The sequence below is a fragment of the Mesorhizobium sp. NZP2234 genome (assembly GCF_013170765.1).
GTDB classification, from domain to species: Bacteria; Pseudomonadota; Alphaproteobacteria; order Rhizobiales; family Rhizobiaceae; genus Mesorhizobium; species Mesorhizobium loti_D.
This window is the reverse complement of sequence record NZ_CP033364.1, coordinates 4488710-4505940: the sequence shown is the minus strand read 5'-3', so window position 1 is coordinate 4505940 and position 17231 is coordinate 4488710. Positions and strand designations below refer to the sequence as shown.

Below are 17231 nucleotides of genomic sequence, written 5' to 3'. Positions count from 1 at the left end.
CTCAACGCCGCTGCCGCGCAAACCAGAGGCTGGCGGCAAACAAGGCGATGAACCCAAGCGGAAAATAGAGCCGGATGCCCAGCACAACGAACTGGTAGAGCGCCACCGCCATTGTGAAGGCGAACTGAAGCCCCCAGGTGAGAGTGAAGACGGGCGCATGCCATTCGGCATAGTAGGACCGGTACTGCAAGGCATAGAGCCCGGCGGTCAGCCCGATCGTCACGACCGCAAGGCACACCATTGCTGCCGCGAAGGCGACCTCCCAGCCCCTTCCGAGCGAGACCAGCCGTGCCGCGAACAGGCCAACCGGAAAGGCCAGGGCGCCGCCGCCCGCGAACAGCAGCGACACTTTGCGGATTTTGTCCGGCGTCACCCAACTATCCAGCAACGACAGATTGACGAGCGCGCTGGCGCCCATTGTGGCAGCCCACAGGAGGGCACCGAGAAGGGCCGTGCGCGGCGTTGGTGTCGCGTGGCGAAAGCGGGCGAGGGCACGGTTGGACGTGGCGAGTTGAACAGGCGGTGTCACAGGCGGCCGGTCACCGCGATCCAGCGATAGTCCGGCCCCTCGAAGCCGTATTGGCGCACCGCGATCAGCACCGCATAGGCGCTGAGGCTGTCCATCGAGAATGTCTGCACCGCGCCGATGCGGTAGCCGTTCGGACATCCCCGACTCTTGGGGATCGACTTGTCTTCATGCAGCAATTTGGTGGTACCGCCGTCCTGCGCTTCGATGCGCAGCAGCCTGAAGCCATTGATCTCGCCCTGGCTCTGGCAGCCTTCGGTATTGTTCATGCCGATCTCGTCCAGCCGGAACTCGAGCGGCTGGTCGACCGGAGAGAAGATCGGCCGCGGATTTACCACCATGCGGTGCGGATCCGCCGAAAGCTCGGTCACCGGGTTGAAGCCGGCGGTGATGCCGCGATTGGCGCTCAGCTCGGTCTGACTGACAATGGCCTCGCCCTTTTGCCGGACCTGGAGGCGGGCGGTGTCGAGCGTGGCATTCTCGTCGTCAAGCCGGACCCTGATTGGGGTGCCCTTGAGAAAGCTGTCATTGCTCGTGTCGATGTAATAGCGGTTGGCATAGGGAAAGCCCGACCCGTCTTGGACGCCATATTCCTCGAAGGCGAACACGCCGCCGTCCTTGGTGAAGCCAAGGATTTCAAGCTCGGCGACATCGCCGGCCTGGGCGACGATCGACGCCGCAAACTGCACGGCCAGGGAAACGGCAAACAGGAAAAGCAGTCGCATGGTTTCACTCCGACGGCCGCGATCGTTCAATCCCTAGCACGACCGAATCAAAACGTCGTGCGGGTTGAAAGCCAATGCATCCAAACGGCTTGTCATTTGTTATTGTCGGCAGTCCCAATGGAGAACCACCATGACCGACACAAGCAAGATCCGTGAGCATATGGAAGTCGTCGGCGCCGATGGCGTGCATGTCGGCACCGTCGACAAGGTTGACGGCCAGCGTATCAAACTGACCAAGGCCGACAGCGGCGAGGGTGCTCACAAGGGCCATCATCACTACATTCCCCTGGCCCTGGTTGCCGAGGTCGACGGCAAGAAGGTCTGGCTGTCGGCGAATTCCGATGTCGCGGTGACGTTCGAGGAAGAAAAGTCCGATCCGACCTGATCGACGCCGTCAGCTCCGGCGCGACCATACCGGGAACAGATCGTTGTCGGCTGGCGTCGCGGCAAACACGCCGCGGCTGATGGCGCGTGCCATGGTGGCGCCGGCCGCGGCATAGAGGTCGATTGCCGTATCGGCTTCGAGCCGGATGCCGCTCGTTCCCGTCGCCAGTGCAAACACGAGATCGCCATCGGCCGGCGTATGTGTCGGCCAGATGGCGCGCACGAAGCCGTCATGCGCCGACATGGCCAGGCGCTTCGCCGCCGCCTTGGTGAGGATCGCGTCCGTCGCAATGACGGCAATGGTGGTGTTGCCGCCGGTTTCCATCTGCATGCCTGCCTGATTGTCGCGGTATTTCAGCAAAATCCGCTTCGCATCGTCGGGCATCGGCGAGGGATAACCGAGCCCGCCGAATTCATCGAGAATTTCGAAGGGTGCTGCCCAGAAATGGCGGGTGCGGCCGACGGTCACCGATCCGGTCGGATTGACGGCGGCCAGCGCGCCGATGGTGACGCCGCTATCGAGCAGCATCGAGGCCGAACCCAGGCCGCCCTTCAGCCCCGCGGTCAGCGCACCGGTGCCGGCGCCCACCGTGCCGAGCTGGAAATCGGTGGCGGCGGATTGCGCTGCCTCATAGCCGAGGTCGCGGTAAGGGGGGTAGCGGCCCCAGTCCTTGTCGCCGCCATTGCTAAGGTCGAACAGGATCGCCGCCGGCACGATCGGCACGCGAAAGCCGCCGACCTCGAAGCCGGTACCGCGCTCGCGCAGCGCCGCCTGCACGCCGGACGCCGCATCAAGGCCGAAAGCCGAACCTCCCGACAGCACCACCGCATGGATCGCCTCGACCGAATTGTGGGGTTCGAGCAGGTCCGTCTCGCGCGTGCCCGGCGCGCCGCCCAGGATCTGGACACCGGCCACCCCCGGTTCGTCGCAAAGCACCGTCGTCACGCCGGACTTCAACCTTGCGTCGGAAGCGTTGCCGACGCGCAGGCCGGCAACGTCGGTGATAAGATTGCGCGGGCCGGTGCGGAACATCAGTTGCCTTCCAAGGGCACGAAGCGCGTGCCGTCGAAGCGGAAGACGCGGTAGAGGCTCTGGCTGAGGTCGCCCTTGGCGTCGAAGCGGACTGGCCCGATCGCCGTGGTGAAATCACGACCGGTCAGAGCGTCGGCGAGGGCCCCGCCCGAGCTCCCGGACAAGGACGATGCGGCCTTGGCGATCTCCACCGCTGCATAGGCCGGCAGCGTGTAGCCGTCCGGCACGATTTTCCGCGCGGAGAAGCTTTCCAGCACCTTTGCGTCGGCGACATCGGCCCATTCCGGCGGCGCGATCATCAGCGTGCCCGTCGCATAGGGCACGTCCGAGGGCGGCGTGCGCAGATTTTCGCCGCCGGCAAAGACGATGCCGGCTTGCAGCTGCGCTGCGTCGCGGCCCATAATGGCGATGTCGTCGCCGTCGCCGCCGGCAAAGACATGCGTGGCGCCGGCCTTCTTCAATCGCCCGATCATCCCAATCTGGTTGTCGAGCTGCGGCCGGAACGTGTCGACGAACACCGGTTTCAGCGCCGCTTGCTCGGCGGCCGCGCGAAATGTCTCCGCCATCTCGCGCCCGTAGATGGTGCCGTCGTCGATGATGGCGAACAGCTCGTTCTGCCATAGGCGGGTGAGGGTGGAGGCGACGGCGTTGCGCTCGTCGTCGCCGCGCGGTCCGAGGCGATAGACCGGCCAGCCGGTCTTGGCGCGGCGGTCGGTCAGGCTCTCGGTTCGCACGCCGACGGTGATGACCGGAATGTTAGCGTCCTTGAGGATCGGCATCGCCGCCTCGATGGCTTCGGTGCAAAGGAAGCCGACCACGACACTGACCTTGGCCGCGGCAAAAACCCTGGCCGCGGCTGCACCGCCATCGGCGGTGCAGGCATCGTCCTCGGTCCTGAGTTCAACGCCGTTTGCCTGCGCCGCCAGTCCGGCGCCGGCCTGGATCTGTTTGCCGAGGATGGCCGATGGGCCCGACAAGGGAGCGGCGACGCCGATCGTCAGCGTCTGTGCGCCGGCGCCGCCGGCCAGGAACAGCCAGGCCAGTGCGGCCGATATCGTTGCCCCGGGTCGCATCCTGCCGAAGAGTTCCTCCAGACCCGCGATGACAGCGCGGGCGCCAATTACCGCCAAGACCTAAAGGCTGCCCGGCCTTGGTGCAACACGCGAATTCAGGGATATGGGCCAAGCACTTCGCTTGTGGCATGTCATGTCTGGCCATATATAGCGGTAGGGGTTCTGGCTGTGGAAAAGTTCTTGTGCTGAAGAAGAATGACATTGGACCGCAGGCCTATCGCGACGCGATGAGCCATTTTGCCGGTCACGTCCATGTGGTCACGACGGCCGGCCCTGCCGGCAAGCGCGGCACCACCGTGATCGCCGCCTGTTCCGTGTCGGACACCCCTCCGACAATCCTGGTCTGCCTCAACCGTGAAAATGCCAAGAATGAGCTGTTCGTGAAAAACGGCAAGTTTGCCTTGAACACGCTGGCTTCGCATCAGGAGCCGCTGTCGATCGGCTTTTCCGGGATTACCGGCCTGCCGGTCGAGGAGCGTTTCGCGCTCGGCGAATGGGATGTGATTTCCACCGGCGCGCCGACGCTCAAGGGCGCGCTCGCGGTCTTCGACTGCGAATTGATCGACACCAAGGATCTGGCCACCCATCGTGTGCTTTTTGGCAAGGTGACAGGCCTTCGCATGGGCGATAATTTGCGGCCGCTGATCTACCACGCCCGCGGCTATCACATCCTGGACAGCGGAGCGGCGGCGTTCACGGAGAAAGAATGACCGAGTTGAAACCGCGCCCCGTGCCGCGGACGATCGACGAGACGCTCGATCTCCTGACCGGAGCGGACTATGTGGCGGACCGGTCGCTGGCGACCGTGCTGTTCCTGTCGCTGCGTATGAACCGGCCCTTGTTCCTGGAGGGCGAGGCCGGCGTCGGCAAGACCGAAATCGCCAAGGTGTTGGCGCAGGCGCTTGGCCGCCGGCTGATCCGGCTGCAGTGCTATGAAGGGCTCGATGTCTCCTCCGCCGTCTACGAGTGGAACTACGCCGCACAGATGATCGAGATCCGCATGGAGGAGGCGGCCGGCAAGGTCGACCGCTCCGCCATGGAGCGCAACGTTTTCTCCGAAAAATACCTTATTCGCCGCCCGGTGCTCGATGCGCTGACCGGCAAGGCAGGTGCCGCGCCTGTCTTTCTGATCGACGAACTCGACCGCACCGACGAAGCCTTCGAGGCTTTCCTGCTCGAAATCCTCTCCGACTACCAGGTGACCGTGCCCGAACTCGGCACCATCAAGGCGGAAGAGCCGCCGATCGTCATCATTACCACCAACCGCACCCGCGAGATTCACGACGCTTTGAAGCGGCGCTGCCTCTATCACTGGGTCGATTATCCCAATGCCGAGCGCGAACTGGAGATCGTGCGCCGCAAGGTGCCTCGGGCCAACCAGCGGCTTTCGGCGGAGGTGGTCTCCTTCATCCAGAAGCTGCGCCAGATCGAGCTGTTCAAGGTGCCGGGCGTCGCGGAAACCATAGACTGGGCCGGCGCGCTGACAGAACTCGACAAGGTGGCGCTCGATCCGGAGACCGTATCCGACACGATCGGCGTGCTGTTGAAATACCAGGACGACATTGCCCGTATCGGTTCGGGCGAGGGCCGGCGCATCCTCGACGAGGTCAAGGCCGAGCTCGCGGCGGCGGAGTAGCGCGATGACGACGCCGGGTGCTTACCCCAAAGAGGCCGACCCCACGGAGGCGACGGCGGATGGGCGCATCGCCGACAACATCGTCTATTTCGCCCGCACCTTGCGCAAGGCCGGCATGCGGGTCGGGCCGGCCTCGGTCAAGGATGCCATCGAGGCGGTTCTGGCCGCCGGCATCGGCTCGCGCGACGATTTCTATTGGACCCTGCATGCCGTGCTGGTGTCCAGGCATGAGGATCACCCGACCTTCGACGAGGCCTTCCGGCTGTTCTGGAAATCGCGCGAACTGATCGAGAAATTGCTGGCGATGTTTTCCCCTGTGGCGCCTGACGTCAGCGAGAAGCAGAAGCCACGCGCGGCCGAAAACCGTGTCAGTCAGGCGATGTTCGAAGGCCACCAGAAGAACCAGCCACCGCGGGAAGTCCCAGAGATCGAGGTCGATGCCCGCTTTACCTTTTCCGGCAGCGAGGTGCTGCGGGGCAAGGATTTCGCCCAGATGAACGCAGCCGAGATGGCTGATGCCAGGAAGGCGATCGCCGAGTTGCGGCTGCCCGTCGACATGGTGCGGACAAGGCGCTTCAAGGCCGACGCGCATGGCCGCCGCATTGATCCGCGCGCCATGATGCGCTCAGCCGCGCGCACCGGCGGCGAATTGATCCTGCCGAAATTCCGTTCAGCACGCGAAGTTCATCCGCCGCTGGTTGTGCTGGCCGACATTTCCGGCTCGATGAGCCAGTACACGCGCATCTTCCTGCATTTCCTGCACGCGCTGACGGAAAAGCGCCGGCGGGTGCACACCTTCGTCTTCGGCACGCGGCTGACAAACCTGACCCGGCAGATGCGCCATCGCGATCCCGATGCCGCACTTGCCGACTGTTCGATGGCGGTCAAGGATTGGTCCGGCGGCACACGCATCGGCGACACGCTGGCCGAGTTCAACCTGATATGGTCGCGGCGCGTGCTAGGACAGGGTGCGGTCGTGCTTCTGATAACCGACGGGCTGGAGCGTGACGATGTCGCCGGCCTCTCGGAGGAGATGGAGCGGCTGCACAAATCCTGCCGGCGGCTGATCTGGTTGAATCCGTTGCTGCGCTTTGATGGTTTCCAGGCGCGCGCCCGCGGCGTCAAGGCGATGCTGCCGCATGTCGACGAATTCCGCTCGGTGCACAATCTCGACGCGCTCGCCGACCTTTGCGCGTCACTCGACAAGACGTCGGCGCAATCCGTCGATCCGCGGCGATGGAGTGACGCTGGCGAGAGGCACGCCGCATAGCCATATGTTTCTCGGCCCTTGGAAAAACAGACCCTGAGAGAAGCAACGATGAGTGACAGTCTTTATCTCGATGAGGCTCGCGATCCACTGATCATCGCGGAAGGTTGGATGAAGGACGGCAAGGATGTCGCTATCGCGACCGTGGTCGAGACCTGGGGTTCGGCGCCACGCCCCGTCGGCAGCCACCTTGTCATCGATGCTGACGGCAATTTCCACGGTTCTGTCTCCGGCGGCTGCGTCGAGGGCGCCGTGGTGACCGAAGCGATCGACGTCATCGGCTCCGGCAAGGCCAGGATGCTGGAGTTCGGTGTCGCCGACGAGACTGCCTGGCAGGTCGGCCTGTCCTGCGGTGGCCGTATCAAGGTTTATGTGGAAAGGCTTGGCTGATCCAATGGATCCCTATGCGCTGAAAACGCTCAACGCCGAGCGCCGCGCCCGCCGCGCGGCGATCCTCGTCACCGATCTCGGCGATGGCCGCGACCGGATCGTGCGCGAGGGCGACCACGTCGCGGGCGATCTTGGAGCCGCGATCGCCAGGGCATTTCGATCGGGCAATTCCGGTTCCGTGGAGGCGGAAGGACGAACCTTCTTTCTCAATGCGCATCTGCCCCAACCACGCCTGGTGGTGATCGGTGCCGTCCATATCAGCCAGGCGCTGGCGCCGATGGCCAGGATCGCCGGCTATCCCCTGGAGATCATCGATCCGCGCACGGCCTTCGCCACATCGGACCGCTTTCCCGACATCGCCTTGCATGCCGAGTGGCCGGAGGATGTCCTGAAGCGCCAGCCACTCGACAGTTACACGGCGCTTGCCGCCGTCACTCATGACCCGAAGATCGACGACTTCGCGTTGAAGGCGGCGCTCGACGCCAACTGCTTCTATGTTGGTGCGCTTGGCAGCCGCAAGACGCACGCAAAGCGCGTCGAACGCCTGCTGGCGCTGGGCGCGAGCGCCGACCAGATCGCCCGCATTCATGCGCCGATAGGGCTCGACATCGGTGCCGCCAGCCCCGCCGAGATTGCTGTCGCGGTGCTGGCGCAGACCATCTACGCCTTCCGCTCGCGCGGCCTCGATGCCTCAGCATCGGCCCAAGGATCGGCATCGATTTTGGAGAAGCACGATGCGTAGGTTCAAAGCGGCAGAGCGTCCTTTGGGCGTCCAAGCGGACGCGCGGCGCCCTGCGGGCGCCGTGGCGTGAAATTCGGTCCGGTTGCCATTGAAGAGGCCGAAGGCGCGGTCTTGGCGCACGCCACCACCGCTGGCGAAAAGCGGTTTCGCAAGGCGCACAGGTTGAGTGCCGAAGACGTATCCCTGCTCAAGCGGGCAGGTATCTCGCAGGTCGTCGCTGCCGTGCTTTCCTCCGATGATCTCGGGGAGGACGCCGCGGCGCAGAAAATTGCCGAGAGCATGACTTTCAGCGGCATCGATGTCAGGCCGGCCGCTACCGGCCGGGTCAATCTCCACGCCAGGGCATCGGGAATCTTCACGGTCGATGCCGAGATGATCGACGCCATCAACGCCGTCGATCCCGCCATCACCCTTGCGACGCTGGCGCGGCATGCGCCGGTCGAAAAAGGGCAGATGGTCGCAACGGTGAAGATCATCCCATTCGCAGTCAGCTCCGCGTTGGTCGATGCGGTCGCTAAAATCTGCGCCGGCGGCGAGATCTTTGCCGTCAATGCCTATCGGCCGGTGCGCGTCGGGGTCATCCAGACGGTCCTGCCGGGCATCAAGCCCAGCGTGCTCGACAAGACGCTGCGCGTCACCGAGGCACGGTTGGCGCGTTCGGGCGGCAGGCTGACGGCGGAGCGCCGCACGCCGCATGAGATCGCGCCGGTGGCGGAGGCCGCGCGCTTGCTGGCGCGCGAGAACGACATGGTGGTGATCTTCGGCGCTTCTGCCATGAGCGATTTCGCCGATGTCGTTCCGGCGGCGATCGAGATGGCCGGTGGAACTGTCATCCGCGCCGGCATGCCTGTCGACCCCGGCAATCTTCTGGTGCTGGGAACCCTTGCCGGCAAGCGCGTCATCGGCGCGCCCGGCTGCGCCCGCAGCCCCAAGGAAAACGGCTTCGACTGGGTGCTTGACCGTCTGGTTGCCGGCCTCGACGTCACCGCGAAGGACATCGCCGGCATGGGGGTCGGCGGGCTGTTGATGGAAATCCCGACGCGGCCGCAGCCGCGCGAACCCCTGCCGGCCAAGACCCATCTCAAGGTTGCCGCCGTGCTTCTTGCCGCTGGCCGGTCGAGCCGCATGGGTGGACCGAACAAGCTGATGGCGCTGTTCGATGGCAAGCCGCTGGTGCGCCGCACCGCCGAGCGCGCGCTTGACTCGAAGGTATCGGGCACGATCGTCGTCACCGGCCATCAGCGCGAACGGGTGCGCGCGGCCTTGTCGGGCCTCGACGTCACCTTCGCCGACAATCCCGATTTCGCCGATGGCCTGTCCACCTCGCTGAAAGCCGGCATTGCCTATCTGCCCGAAGACACAGCCGCCGCGATGATCGTTCTCGGCGACATGCCTGGCGTTGAATCGGACGATCTCGACCGGTTGATCGATGCCTTCCGTAGAGCCGGAGGCAATTCCGTGGTCCGCGCCTCGCACGCGGGCAAGCGCGGCAATCCGGTGCTTTTGCCGCGCTCGCTGTTCCCGGCCATCGCCCACCTCGAAGGCGACACCGGCGCTCGCCATCTGGTCGAGGCCGAAGGGCTCGATGTCATCGATGTCGAGATCGGCGAGGGCGCGTCTGTCGATGTCGACACCCGCGAAGCGCTCGAAGGCGCCGGCGGCGTGCTGCAGGATTGACAAACCCGAGTTCCATTACGCATGCCTGCGTTATGGCTTTTCGTACCCTCTCTCCATTCCACGGCTTTCTGGTCGCAGCGTTTGTTCTTTGCGCTGTCGGTTACGCCCATGCTCTCGAACTGAAACCGTTCAAGGATGATCTTTTCGCCTATCCGGCGACATTATCCAGCGGCGACGGCGGCGCCTATACGGTCATCGACTATCGCGAGATGCGCGACATCAACCAGCGTGACGAGGTGCCGGAAAAGCGCGTGCACCCGCAGTACACCGACGCCGGCGTACGCAAGGTGCAGCAAGATCTGATGTTGAAGACCGATGCCGGCGATGTCAGGCATGTCGCCGTTGGCAAGACGCAAGGCGCTGCGATCATCGTGCTCTACCTCCACGGGCAGGGCGGCAGCCGCAAGCAGGGGGTCGACGACTTCACCTTCGGCGGCAATTTCAACCGCATCAAGAACCTGATGGCCGGCAATGGCGGTCTTTATCTCTCGCCGGATTTTCCCGATTTCGGCGACAAGGGCGCCGCACAGGTCGCGGCTCTGATCGATCACTATGCCGAACAGTCGCCTGGCGCGAAGATCTTCGTCGCCTGCGGCTCAATGGGTGGTGCACTGTGCTGGAAGCTTGCCGGACGCAAGGACACGGGCGGCCGCATAAATGGCTTGCTGCTGCTCGGATCGCTATGGGACGAGAGCTTTTTTGCCAGCCCCGCCTTCAAACGCCGCGTGCCGGTCTTCTTCGGTCAAGGCAGCCATGACGTGGTCTTTCCCGTGGCGAACCAGGAAGCGTTCTTCCGCTCCATCCTGGCCAAATCGAAGACCTACCCAACCCGCTTCGTCCGTTTCGAGACCGGCACCCACGGCACGCCAATCCGCATGGCCGACTGGCGCGAAACGCTCAATTGGATGCTGTCGAAGGCGCCTTGATCGACTGGCCTGAAGCCGTCCGGTGCTCAAGGCGCGGTGTTGTAGTCGACAACCGTCTGCGGGTTTTCCTCGCCGTCATAGGACGCGTCGACATCATACTGGACCAGCGAGAAATCGCCATTGCGGAACAGATAAGTGCCCGATGAAGAGGCATCACCGACGCCGCGCCATTTGTTGAACGTCGTGATCGTGTGGGCATTCTTGTCATAATCGGAATTGGTCGCCCACCCTGTCGTCAGGAAGCCGACGATGTGCATGGATTCGACCTTGCCTTCGCTGTCATTGTTCACGTAGCGAATGTCCATCTCGGGCTCGGTGAACTGCAACTGCCGGACCCCTGATACATCGTCGCTCATGTAGTAGACGGAGTTTTCATTGTAGGCTGCGGCCGAGCAGGAGAAATGGAAGAGGCGTGTTTCCTTGTCGGGGTCGGCGGGTTGCGCATCCTTGTCCTTGTATTTGATCGAAAAAGTCTCCGGCTCATTGGCCAGAAGCTCCTTGTCGCACTGGTCGCCGTAGGTCGCCAGGAAAGCCTTCTTGGCCTGCTCCAGCGCCGTGTCCTTCTTGGGCGGCTGCGGACCGTCGCCGCAGCTTGGCGGCACAGCTTTCTCGAAATCGGCGGTCGAAGGTTTCAACGCGCCTTTTTCGATGTGGATCGGATCAAAGGGCGGCGCCGCCTGGATCTGGGCATTCACCTGGCGCAGCGTGTAGCAGCCGGCAAAGACCTTCTCGCCGCCGCTCTTGTCCGTGGCACGAATGGCGACAGGGACGTTGTAGAAGATGCTGCCTGCAGCACCTTCGTCCGAAATGGCACCGGTCGCGACTTCCACCTTGTTGGTGCCGTCATAGCCTTTGACGAAGCTGTCGAAATCCTTGGCTGGCTTGGTATCGCCGTAGTAACCCCAGGCGCGGGCGAATTCGTGCCGGCTGATGGCGCTGTAGAGGGAGCGGATCACCGCCTCGGCGCTCGAGCGGTCGTCGACATAGGGCGCTTCGGGCACGGCGTCATCGGCGGCCAACGCCGTTTGGCCGGATATGGCAAGGGAGAGAAGGGAAGTCGCTGCGAGAAGGACGCGTCTCATCGGGAATCTCCGCTCGATAACGGAGATTCTACCACGGTGATTGCGGCGGCGTGGTGACGCGGTGCCCGCGGCGCTTGAAGAATCGTCCGCACAGGCGCTACGTCCCTTCGCCGGCACTCGGACCGGACAGGAGAGTTGACGTGACGATATCGATGTATGAGGCATCCGTGCCCGTGTTTTCAGCCAGGCTGAAAGCACTTTCCAGTGTGCTGGCGGCTGCCGAACAAAACGCGCTTGACCGCAAGATCGACCCGCAGGTGTTTTTGACGGCGCGGCTTGCGCCGGACATGTTCGCGCTGACCCGGCAGGTGCAGATTGCCACCGACCATGCCAAGGGGGCGCCGTCGCGCCTTGCCGGCCGCGAGGTGCCGAAATACGAGGACAATGAGGCAAGCTTTGCCGATCTCGAGGCGCGGATAGCCAAGACGCTAGCGCTTCTGGCAACGTTCTCGGCCGCCGATATCAACGGTTCCGACGACAAGGTGATCGAGTTGAAGCTTGGCGGGCGCGAAACGACATTGGGCGGCATGCAGTATCTGCTGCATGTGGCCATGCCCAACTTCTACTTCCACCTCACCACCGCTTACGACATCCTTCGCCACAATGGCGTGCCGCTGGGCAAGGCGACATTCCTGGGATCGCGTTGAGCGGATGAAAATTGCGAGATGTCCCGGGTCGATCCGGGACATCTCGCAGGCTGCTTAGCGAATGGACATCTCGCGGGCGATGCGCGGAAAATCGGCGGGTTTTATGCCGATGTCGGCGCGGTCGGCATTGCTCATCGAATGAAGCAGCGCGAGCGCCGCGCGATATCTCAGATGTTCCTGTGGACGCGGCCGGGCGAACATTTCCGTGAAGAAACCCATGATTCAGGCTCCTGGTTGGTCCTCCACGGCTGCCAATATAGGTGAATCGTGACGATTGTGCAGTGCAGCATTTGCATGCCTGCTATGTCCGGATGATTTTCATCAAACTTTTTGCAGCCCAGTGAAACTTTGGGGCTGCATGAACCGTAGGCTTCGACGCTGGCTCATGGCCAGTTTTTCCTCGCCACTCCTGGCGAATTCCCGGACTGCATGAAAGTGCAGTCCGGCTTTTTGTTTGAGCGCCTTGTGCGATCCTTCGAATGGCTAAATTCATTAAGATCGGTGGCATGTATTTTTAACGAGCCGGTTCTATGTTCCTTGAACCTGACAGTCGGGCAAGGGGAGGCTGACATCGCTACCAGCGCCAGGCGCGATTTCGCTTCGCTGCTCGACGACCTCTTCGTTGCCTCCGACAAGGGCGACGGCATCGAGGGCGATGAGGCTGGTGCGCGTCCTTCCATTCCATTCGACTATCTCTCGGTTGCCGATGAACTCCATTCCGGCCGCATAAAAGTATCCGCCGCCGAATATCGCGAGGCCGGCGCTGATCTGGCGAGCGAATTCGCCGCCTTGCTCGACCACGCCAAACTGGCCCTGGGCGGCGAGGAACCCAAGCCTGAGGAAAAACTGCCGCCCATCGATCCTGAATCGATCGCGGCCGAACTCGGGCTGGACAAGCCCAAGGGCGTTGCCGATTTCGGACGCATGCGCCGCAGCTTTGCTTTCAGCAACCATCCCGATCGCGTGGCCCCGCATCTGCGCCAGCGCGCCATGATCCGTATGCAGGTGGCCAACATGCTGATCGACGAGGCCAAGCGCCGCGCCGTGGCCGGCGCTCGCCGCTAGTCAACCAGCGCTGGTTCACGCAAAAGTCGGCCTGGCGAGGCTTGGAGAGCGCCGTCGCTTTCCCTATAGATGCAGCCTCCCGCGCACGCTTTCCCTCCGGAGCAGAATTTCATGCACAAACGCCGTCTCGGTCGGACCGATCTTCTTGTTACCCAGATCTGCCTTGGTTCGATGACCTGGGGCCAGCAGAACACCGAAGCCGAGGGCCACGCCCAGATGGATTTGGCTTTTTCGCGCGGCGTCAATTTCATCGACACCGCCGAGCTCTATCCGATCCCGCCCAAGGCGGAGACGCAAGGGCGGACGGAAAAGATCATCGGCAGCTGGATGAAGGCCAAGGGCAACCGCGACAAGGTGATCCTGGCCTCCAAGGTCGTCGGTCGCACGGCCAATAAATGGTTTCGCGGCGACAGGCCGTCGCAACTGGTGCGCGCCGATATTCTTGACGCCATCGACAAGTCGCTGGCCAAGCTCGGCACCGACTATCTCGATCTCTACCAGATCCACTGGCCGGAACGAGACATCCCCTGGGGCGCCAACCCGACGCGTGTCGGGGCGGTGGCGCGGCGCGCCGATGCCGACGGCGCACCGGCCAACGAAACGCCGATCGCCGAGACGCTTGGCGTCTTCGATGAATTGGTGAAGGCAGGAAAGATCCGCCATTTCGGCCTGTCGAACGAAAGTTCCTGGGGCGTCATGCGTTACCTGTCAGAGGCCGACAGGGGGATCGGCCCGCGCGTGGACTCGATCCAGAACGCCTACAATCTCGTCAACCGCACCTTCGAGGTGAACCTCGCCGAGGTCTGCGAGCGTGAGGATATCTCATTGCTTGCCTATTCGCCGCTGGCGCAAGGCTATTTGACCGGCAAATACGACCATGGAGCCCGACCGCAGGGCTCACGCTCGCAGCTGTTCAATCGCGGCCAGCGCTACGAGACGCCGAATGCCGCCGCGGTGCTGCTCGAATACAATGAGCTGGCGCGCTCCTTTGGCCTGGAGCCGGCCCTGTTCGCCAACGCCTATGTCTCGAGCCGGCCTTTCGTCACGTCGAATATCATTGGCGCGACAACCCTTTCACAACTCGAAATGGCATTGTCTTCGGTGGATGTTGTCTGGACCGAAGAGATGCAGAAGACGGTGGATGCGGTTCATCAGCGGGTCGGCAATCCCTGTCCCTGATCGGGAGAGGGCAGGATTATCGAGGATAACAAAGGGTGGAGACGATGGTGGATTTTCCGATAGAGGCCGTGCGTGGAAAGTTCCCCGCTCTTTCCCTGAGCGACAAGGGACGCCGCCGCATCTATCTCGACAACCCGGCCGGCACGCAGGTACCCCAGGCCGTCGCCGATGCGGTATCGCGCTGCCTGCTCACGACCAATGCCAATCTCGGCGGCTATTTCGAAACGACGGTCGCCGCCCAGGCCGTGGTCGACGAGGCGCATCAGGCGATGGCCGATTTCCTTGGCGCCGCGAGCCCCGAGGAAATCATCATCGGCGCCAACATGACGACGCTGACCTATCATATGTCGCGCACGCTCGGCCGCTCACTGAAGCCCGGCGACGAGATCATCCTCACCCGCATGGATCACGAGGGCAATGTCTCGCCCTGGCTGCAACTGGCCGAGGACCTTGGCCTCGTCGTGCGCTGGCTGCCATTCGATGAACAGAGCTGGCAGGTCGAAGAGGCGGCCCTGGCTGGTTTGCTCTCCGACAAGACACGGCTGGTCGCATTGAACTACGCCAGCAACCTGACCGGCTCGATCAACCGGGTCAGGTCGCTGACTGCGATCGCAAAACAAGCCGGCGCCCTGGTCTATGTCGACGCCGTGCAGTTCGCGCCGCATGGCCTGATCGACGTGCAGCACCTCGGCTGCGATTTTCTGATCTGCTCGGCCTACAAATTCTTCGGCCCGCATATGGGTATATTGTGGGGCAGGCTGGACGTCATCGAAGGCCTGAAACCCTACAAATGCCGCTGTTCATCCAACGGCCTGCCGGAGCGATTCGAGCTTGGCACGCCGCAGATCGAGTTGATGGCCGGCCTCACTGCGGCGGTCGATCATTTTGCCGGGCTGGGCGCGGCGGTGGGCGAGACTGGTTCGCGCAGGCAAAAGATCGCCAAGGCGTTCGAAGTGTCCATCGCCTATGAAAACCCGCTGGCGCAAAGACTGATCGATGGCCTGTCCGGCATTTCGGGCCTGACGATCCATGGCATCACCGATCCGAAGCGGCTCGGCGATCGTGTGCCGACGGTTTCGTTCACCGTCGACGGCATCGTACCGGAGACGATCGTGCGGCAGATGAATGCCGAGAACATCTTCCTGTGGTCGGGCCACAACTACGCCTGGGAGATCGTCCACCAGCTCGGCATTCCAGCCGAACAGGGCGTCGTGCGCATCGGCATCGCCCACTACAACACGGCGGCTGAGATCGACGAGACGCTGGAGAGCGTCCACCGGGTCATCGCCATGCTCAGGCAGCAGCGTTCCTGACGCAAGCTTGAGCCGTCACCGCGCCTTGCCGTCGAAGCCGGTGAGGAAGGCGGTGAGATTGTCGCCAAGCGCGTCGCAGAGATAACCGCCTTCCTGGACGATGACCGTCGGCAGGCCAAGCTTTGCGATCGCTTCGCCGATGCGTGAGAAGCCGGGCGTCGTCACCGAAAGCCCGCCGAACGGGTCGCCCTCGAAGGCGTCGAGACCAAGCGCCACCACCAGCGCATCCGGTGAAAAGGCGCGGATACGCTGGAAAGCCACCGCCAGCGCTTCCAGAAACGCCGCGTCGGCGGATTTGCGCGGCAGCGGCAGGTTGAAATTGTAGCCGAGGCCCGCGCCTTCGCCGCGCTCGTCGGCATGACCCCAGAAGAACGGGTAGAAGCGCACCGGATCGGCATGCAGCGAGACGGTGAGCACATCGGGCCGCGCATAGAAGATGCCCTGCGTGCCGTTGCCGTGGTGCAGGTCGACATCGAGGATCGCCACGCGTGCTGCCTGCTTGCGCAGCACCTGCGCCGCCACTGCCGAATTGTTGATGAAGCAGAAGCCCCCGGCGACATCGGCAAAGGCATGATGGCCGGGCGGGCGGCACAGCGCATAGGCCGCCGGCGCGCCAGCAATTACCGTTTCAGCGGCTTCGACCGCGCTCCAGGCGCTCCACAATGCGCTTTGCCAGGTCTCGCCCGAGATCGGGCAGGCTGTGTCGGCCATGTGGTAGCCGGCCTGGCCAACCGCCGAGGCCGGATAGGAGCCGTTACGTGCGATCGGGTGGATGTTGGGGATCACTTCGGCGGACGCGCCGTCGATTCGTTGCCAGCGCTCGAAAATATGTTCGAGGAAGTCGAGATATTCGGGCGTGTGTACGGCGGCAACCGGCCCAAGTCCGTGATTGCGCGGTGGCTCGATCGTGCAGCCGGCGGATTTTGCGCCGGCTAACAATCTCTCGACGCGCTCGGGCTTTTCCGGGTTTGGCTGCGGCGCGCCGCTGGACAGAAAGGCCTTGGGGTCGTGCCGCTTCTGCTCCTCGGCATAAAAAGCTTTCATTCCGGCCCCCCATTTTCCAGCGCGTCGGCGAAGGCAAAAAAGGCTTCGCCGGTGATCTTCTGCGTTTGTTCGTAACTCGACCAGGCGATGCCAAGCTTCTCGTAGAAGGCCTTGGCACCTTCATTGTCGGTATCGACCGACAGCCTGAGATAGACGCCGCCTTCTTTCCGGCAGTCCGCGGCGACGCGCCGCAGCAGCCGTTCGCCGATCTTGCGGCCGCGAAAGCGGTGCTCGACATAGAGGTCCTGCACATAGACGCCGGGCCGCCCCATCCAGGTCGAGAAGATCGGGAAATGCAGGCAGAGACCGGCGAACTCGCCGCCAACTTCGGCAATCAGGGTCGAGAAAGCCGGCTTTTCGCCAAAGCCATAGCGGCGGAGATCATCTGATGTGGACGTGATCTCCTGATGCGCGCCGATATGGGTACCGAGTTTGAGAAGCGCGGCGTGGATGGTTTCGGCGTCTTCGATCCGTCCGGGACGGATCAGGACGTCACTGTGGGTTGGATTGGTCACGGCCTTG

The 17231-nt window shown here is 63.3% G+C and carries 20 protein-coding genes; 12 read left to right on the top strand and 8 right to left on the bottom strand.

All coding sequences use genetic code 11. The features are described 5' to 3' along the window. Position 1: 1 nt before the first annotated feature. Both EB230_RS22300 and EB230_RS22295 read right to left on the bottom strand, forming a co-directional pair. Complete coding sequence (locus EB230_RS22300) at positions 2 to 418, bottom strand: hypothetical protein (protein WP_081294722.1); 417 nt, start codon at positions 416 to 418, stop codon at positions 2 to 4. A gap of 107 nt (positions 419 to 525) precedes the next feature. After that, complete coding sequence (locus tag EB230_RS22295; protein WP_056562188.1) at positions 526 to 1251, bottom strand: DUF2259 domain-containing protein; 726 nt, start codon at positions 1249 to 1251, stop codon at positions 526 to 528. A 130-nt stretch (positions 1252 to 1381) separates the two neighbouring features. Here EB230_RS22295 and EB230_RS22290 point away from each other — a divergent pair, with 130 nt between their 5' ends. Beyond that, on the top strand, positions 1382 to 1636 hold the full coding sequence (locus EB230_RS22290; RefSeq protein WP_027051645.1) for a DUF2171 domain-containing protein: 255 nt from the start codon (positions 1382 to 1384) through the stop codon (positions 1634 to 1636). Between the two features lie 9 nt (positions 1637 to 1645). Here EB230_RS22290 and EB230_RS22285 read toward each other — a convergent pair whose 3' ends face one another. Both EB230_RS22285 and EB230_RS22280 read right to left on the bottom strand, forming a co-directional pair. Next, positions 1646 to 2668, bottom strand: a complete 1023-nt coding sequence (locus EB230_RS22285; RefSeq protein ID WP_056562185.1) for a P1 family peptidase — start codon at positions 2666 to 2668, stop codon at positions 1646 to 1648. Beyond that, entirely contained in the window at positions 2668 to 3741 is a 1074-nt protein-coding gene (locus EB230_RS22280) for a branched-chain amino acid ABC transporter substrate-binding protein (protein WP_172373973.1), read from the bottom strand. The genes EB230_RS22285 and EB230_RS22280 overlap by 1 nt, the downstream gene beginning before the upstream one ends. A 182-nt stretch (positions 3742 to 3923) precedes the next feature. On the opposite strand from EB230_RS22280, the gene EB230_RS22275 reads away from it, so the two are divergent. The 7 genes from EB230_RS22275 to EB230_RS22245 all read left to right on the top strand — a co-directional run bounded on the left by EB230_RS22275 (position 3924) and on the right by EB230_RS22245 (position 10379). Then, positions 3924 to 4451, top strand: coding sequence for a flavin reductase (locus EB230_RS22275; RefSeq protein WP_172373972.1), 528 nt, complete (start codon positions 3924 to 3926; stop codon positions 4449 to 4451). Further along, positions 4448 to 5377 (top strand): MoxR family ATPase, encoded by a 930-nt coding sequence (locus EB230_RS22270; RefSeq protein WP_056562179.1) that lies wholly within the window; start codon positions 4448 to 4450, stop codon positions 5375 to 5377. Before EB230_RS22275 ends, EB230_RS22270 begins: the two co-directional genes overlap by 4 nt. A gap of 4 nt (positions 5378 to 5381) precedes the next feature. Further along, complete coding sequence (locus tag EB230_RS22265; RefSeq protein WP_172373971.1) at positions 5382 to 6647, top strand: VWA domain-containing protein; 1266 nt, start codon at positions 5382 to 5384, stop codon at positions 6645 to 6647. Between the two features lie 48 nt (positions 6648 to 6695). After that, positions 6696 to 7034: an XdhC family protein gene (locus EB230_RS22260; protein ID WP_137930017.1), complete on the top strand. Its 339-nt coding sequence runs from the start codon at positions 6696 to 6698 to the stop codon at positions 7032 to 7034. Positions 7035 to 7038: 4 nt separating this feature from the next. After that, complete coding sequence (locus EB230_RS22255; protein ID WP_056562170.1) at positions 7039 to 7776, top strand: XdhC family protein; 738 nt, start codon at positions 7039 to 7041, stop codon at positions 7774 to 7776. Between the two features lie 66 nt (positions 7777 to 7842). Then, positions 7843 to 9453 carry a molybdopterin-binding/glycosyltransferase family 2 protein gene (locus EB230_RS22250; RefSeq protein WP_172373970.1) on the top strand — a complete coding sequence of 537 codons (1611 nt, stop codon included), beginning with the start codon at positions 7843 to 7845 and terminating at the stop codon, positions 9451 to 9453. 32 nt (positions 9454 to 9485) lie between these two features. Then, positions 9486 to 10379 (top strand): alpha/beta fold hydrolase, encoded by an 894-nt coding sequence (locus EB230_RS22245; protein ID WP_056562162.1) that lies wholly within the window; start codon positions 9486 to 9488, stop codon positions 10377 to 10379. A 26-nt stretch (positions 10380 to 10405) separates the two neighbouring features. Here EB230_RS22245 and EB230_RS22240 read toward each other — a convergent pair whose 3' ends face one another. Next, complete coding sequence (locus EB230_RS22240; RefSeq protein WP_056562159.1) at positions 10406 to 11461, bottom strand: DUF1176 domain-containing protein; 1056 nt, start codon at positions 11459 to 11461, stop codon at positions 10406 to 10408. 140 nt (positions 11462 to 11601) lie between these two features. Between EB230_RS22240 and EB230_RS22235 the strand changes: the two genes are divergently transcribed. Continuing rightward, positions 11602 to 12108 (top strand): DUF1993 family protein, encoded by a 507-nt coding sequence (locus EB230_RS22235; RefSeq protein WP_056562156.1) that lies wholly within the window; start codon positions 11602 to 11604, stop codon positions 12106 to 12108. A 54-nt stretch (positions 12109 to 12162) separates the two neighbouring features. On the opposite strand, the gene EB230_RS22230 is transcribed toward EB230_RS22235, so the two are convergent. Further along, on the bottom strand, positions 12163 to 12327 hold the full coding sequence (locus tag EB230_RS22230) for a hypothetical protein (protein WP_081294723.1): 165 nt from the start codon (positions 12325 to 12327) through the stop codon (positions 12163 to 12165). A 384-nt stretch (positions 12328 to 12711) separates the two neighbouring features. On the opposite strand from EB230_RS22230, the gene EB230_RS22225 reads away from it, so the two are divergent. The 3 genes from EB230_RS22225 to EB230_RS22215 all read left to right on the top strand — a co-directional run bounded on the left by EB230_RS22225 (position 12712) and on the right by EB230_RS22215 (position 15665). Further along, the gene (locus EB230_RS22225) at positions 12712 to 13173 is read left to right on the top strand and encodes a hypothetical protein (RefSeq protein WP_081294796.1); all 462 of its coding nucleotides are present in this window, start codon (positions 12712 to 12714) and stop codon (positions 13171 to 13173) included. A gap of 111 nt (positions 13174 to 13284) precedes the next feature. Then, positions 13285 to 14352 (top strand): aldo/keto reductase, encoded by a 1068-nt coding sequence (locus EB230_RS22220; RefSeq protein ID WP_172373969.1) that lies wholly within the window; start codon positions 13285 to 13287, stop codon positions 14350 to 14352. A gap of 44 nt (positions 14353 to 14396) precedes the next feature. Further along, positions 14397 to 15665, top strand: a complete 1269-nt coding sequence (locus EB230_RS22215; protein ID WP_056562151.1) for a cysteine desulfurase-like protein — start codon at positions 14397 to 14399, stop codon at positions 15663 to 15665. A gap of 15 nt (positions 15666 to 15680) precedes the next feature. On the opposite strand, the gene EB230_RS22210 is transcribed toward EB230_RS22215, so the two are convergent. Both EB230_RS22210 and EB230_RS22205 read right to left on the bottom strand, forming a co-directional pair. Beyond that, the gene (locus EB230_RS22210; protein ID WP_172373968.1) at positions 15681 to 16709 is read right to left on the bottom strand and encodes a histone deacetylase family protein; all 1029 of its coding nucleotides are present in this window, start codon (positions 16707 to 16709) and stop codon (positions 15681 to 15683) included. Next, a complete protein-coding gene (locus EB230_RS22205; RefSeq protein WP_172373967.1) occupies positions 16706 to 17224 on the bottom strand; it encodes a GNAT family N-acetyltransferase in 519 nt (172 codons plus the stop codon). Before EB230_RS22205 ends, EB230_RS22210 begins: the two co-directional genes overlap by 4 nt. Positions 17225 to 17231 lie beyond the last annotated feature (7 nt).

What these genes read in the sequence shown, in the direction of transcription:
- EB230_RS22255 (WP_056562170.1), top strand. Translation starts at nt 7,039, where the DNA reads ATGGATCCCTATGCGCTGAAAACGCTCAACGCCGAGCGCCGCGCCCGC.
- EB230_RS22220 (WP_172373969.1), top strand. Translation starts at nt 13,285, where the DNA reads ATGCACAAACGCCGTCTCGGTCGGACCGATCTTCTTGTTACCCAGATC.
- EB230_RS22265 (WP_172373971.1), top strand. Translation starts at nt 5,382, where the DNA reads ATGACGACGCCGGGTGCTTACCCCAAAGAGGCCGACCCCACGGAGGCG.
- EB230_RS22215 (WP_056562151.1), top strand. Translation starts at nt 14,397, where the DNA reads ATGGTGGATTTTCCGATAGAGGCCGTGCGTGGAAAGTTCCCCGCTCTT.
- EB230_RS22280 (WP_172373973.1), bottom strand. Translation starts at nt 3,741, where the DNA reads ATGCGACCCGGGGCAACGATATCGGCCGCACTGGCCTGGCTGTTCCTG.
- EB230_RS22295 (WP_056562188.1), bottom strand. Translation starts at nt 1,251, where the DNA reads ATGCGACTGCTTTTCCTGTTTGCCGTTTCCCTGGCCGTGCAGTTTGCG.
- EB230_RS22290 (WP_027051645.1), top strand. Translation starts at nt 1,382, where the DNA reads ATGACCGACACAAGCAAGATCCGTGAGCATATGGAAGTCGTCGGCGCC.
- EB230_RS22260 (WP_137930017.1), top strand. Translation starts at nt 6,696, where the DNA reads ATGAGTGACAGTCTTTATCTCGATGAGGCTCGCGATCCACTGATCATC.
- EB230_RS22210 (WP_172373968.1), bottom strand. Translation starts at nt 16,709, where the DNA reads ATGAAAGCTTTTTATGCCGAGGAGCAGAAGCGGCACGACCCCAAGGCC.
- EB230_RS22300 (WP_081294722.1), bottom strand. Translation starts at nt 418, where the DNA reads ATGGGCGCCAGCGCGCTCGTCAATCTGTCGTTGCTGGATAGTTGGGTG.
- EB230_RS22245 (WP_056562162.1), top strand. Translation starts at nt 9,486, where the DNA reads ATGGCTTTTCGTACCCTCTCTCCATTCCACGGCTTTCTGGTCGCAGCG.
- EB230_RS22230 (WP_081294723.1), bottom strand. Translation starts at nt 12,327, where the DNA reads ATGGGTTTCTTCACGGAAATGTTCGCCCGGCCGCGTCCACAGGAACAT.
- EB230_RS22270 (WP_056562179.1), top strand. Translation starts at nt 4,448, where the DNA reads ATGACCGAGTTGAAACCGCGCCCCGTGCCGCGGACGATCGACGAGACG.
- EB230_RS22285 (WP_056562185.1), bottom strand. Translation starts at nt 2,668, where the DNA reads ATGTTCCGCACCGGCCCGCGCAATCTTATCACCGACGTTGCCGGCCTG.
- EB230_RS22240 (WP_056562159.1), bottom strand. Translation starts at nt 11,461, where the DNA reads ATGAGACGCGTCCTTCTCGCAGCGACTTCCCTTCTCTCCCTTGCCATA.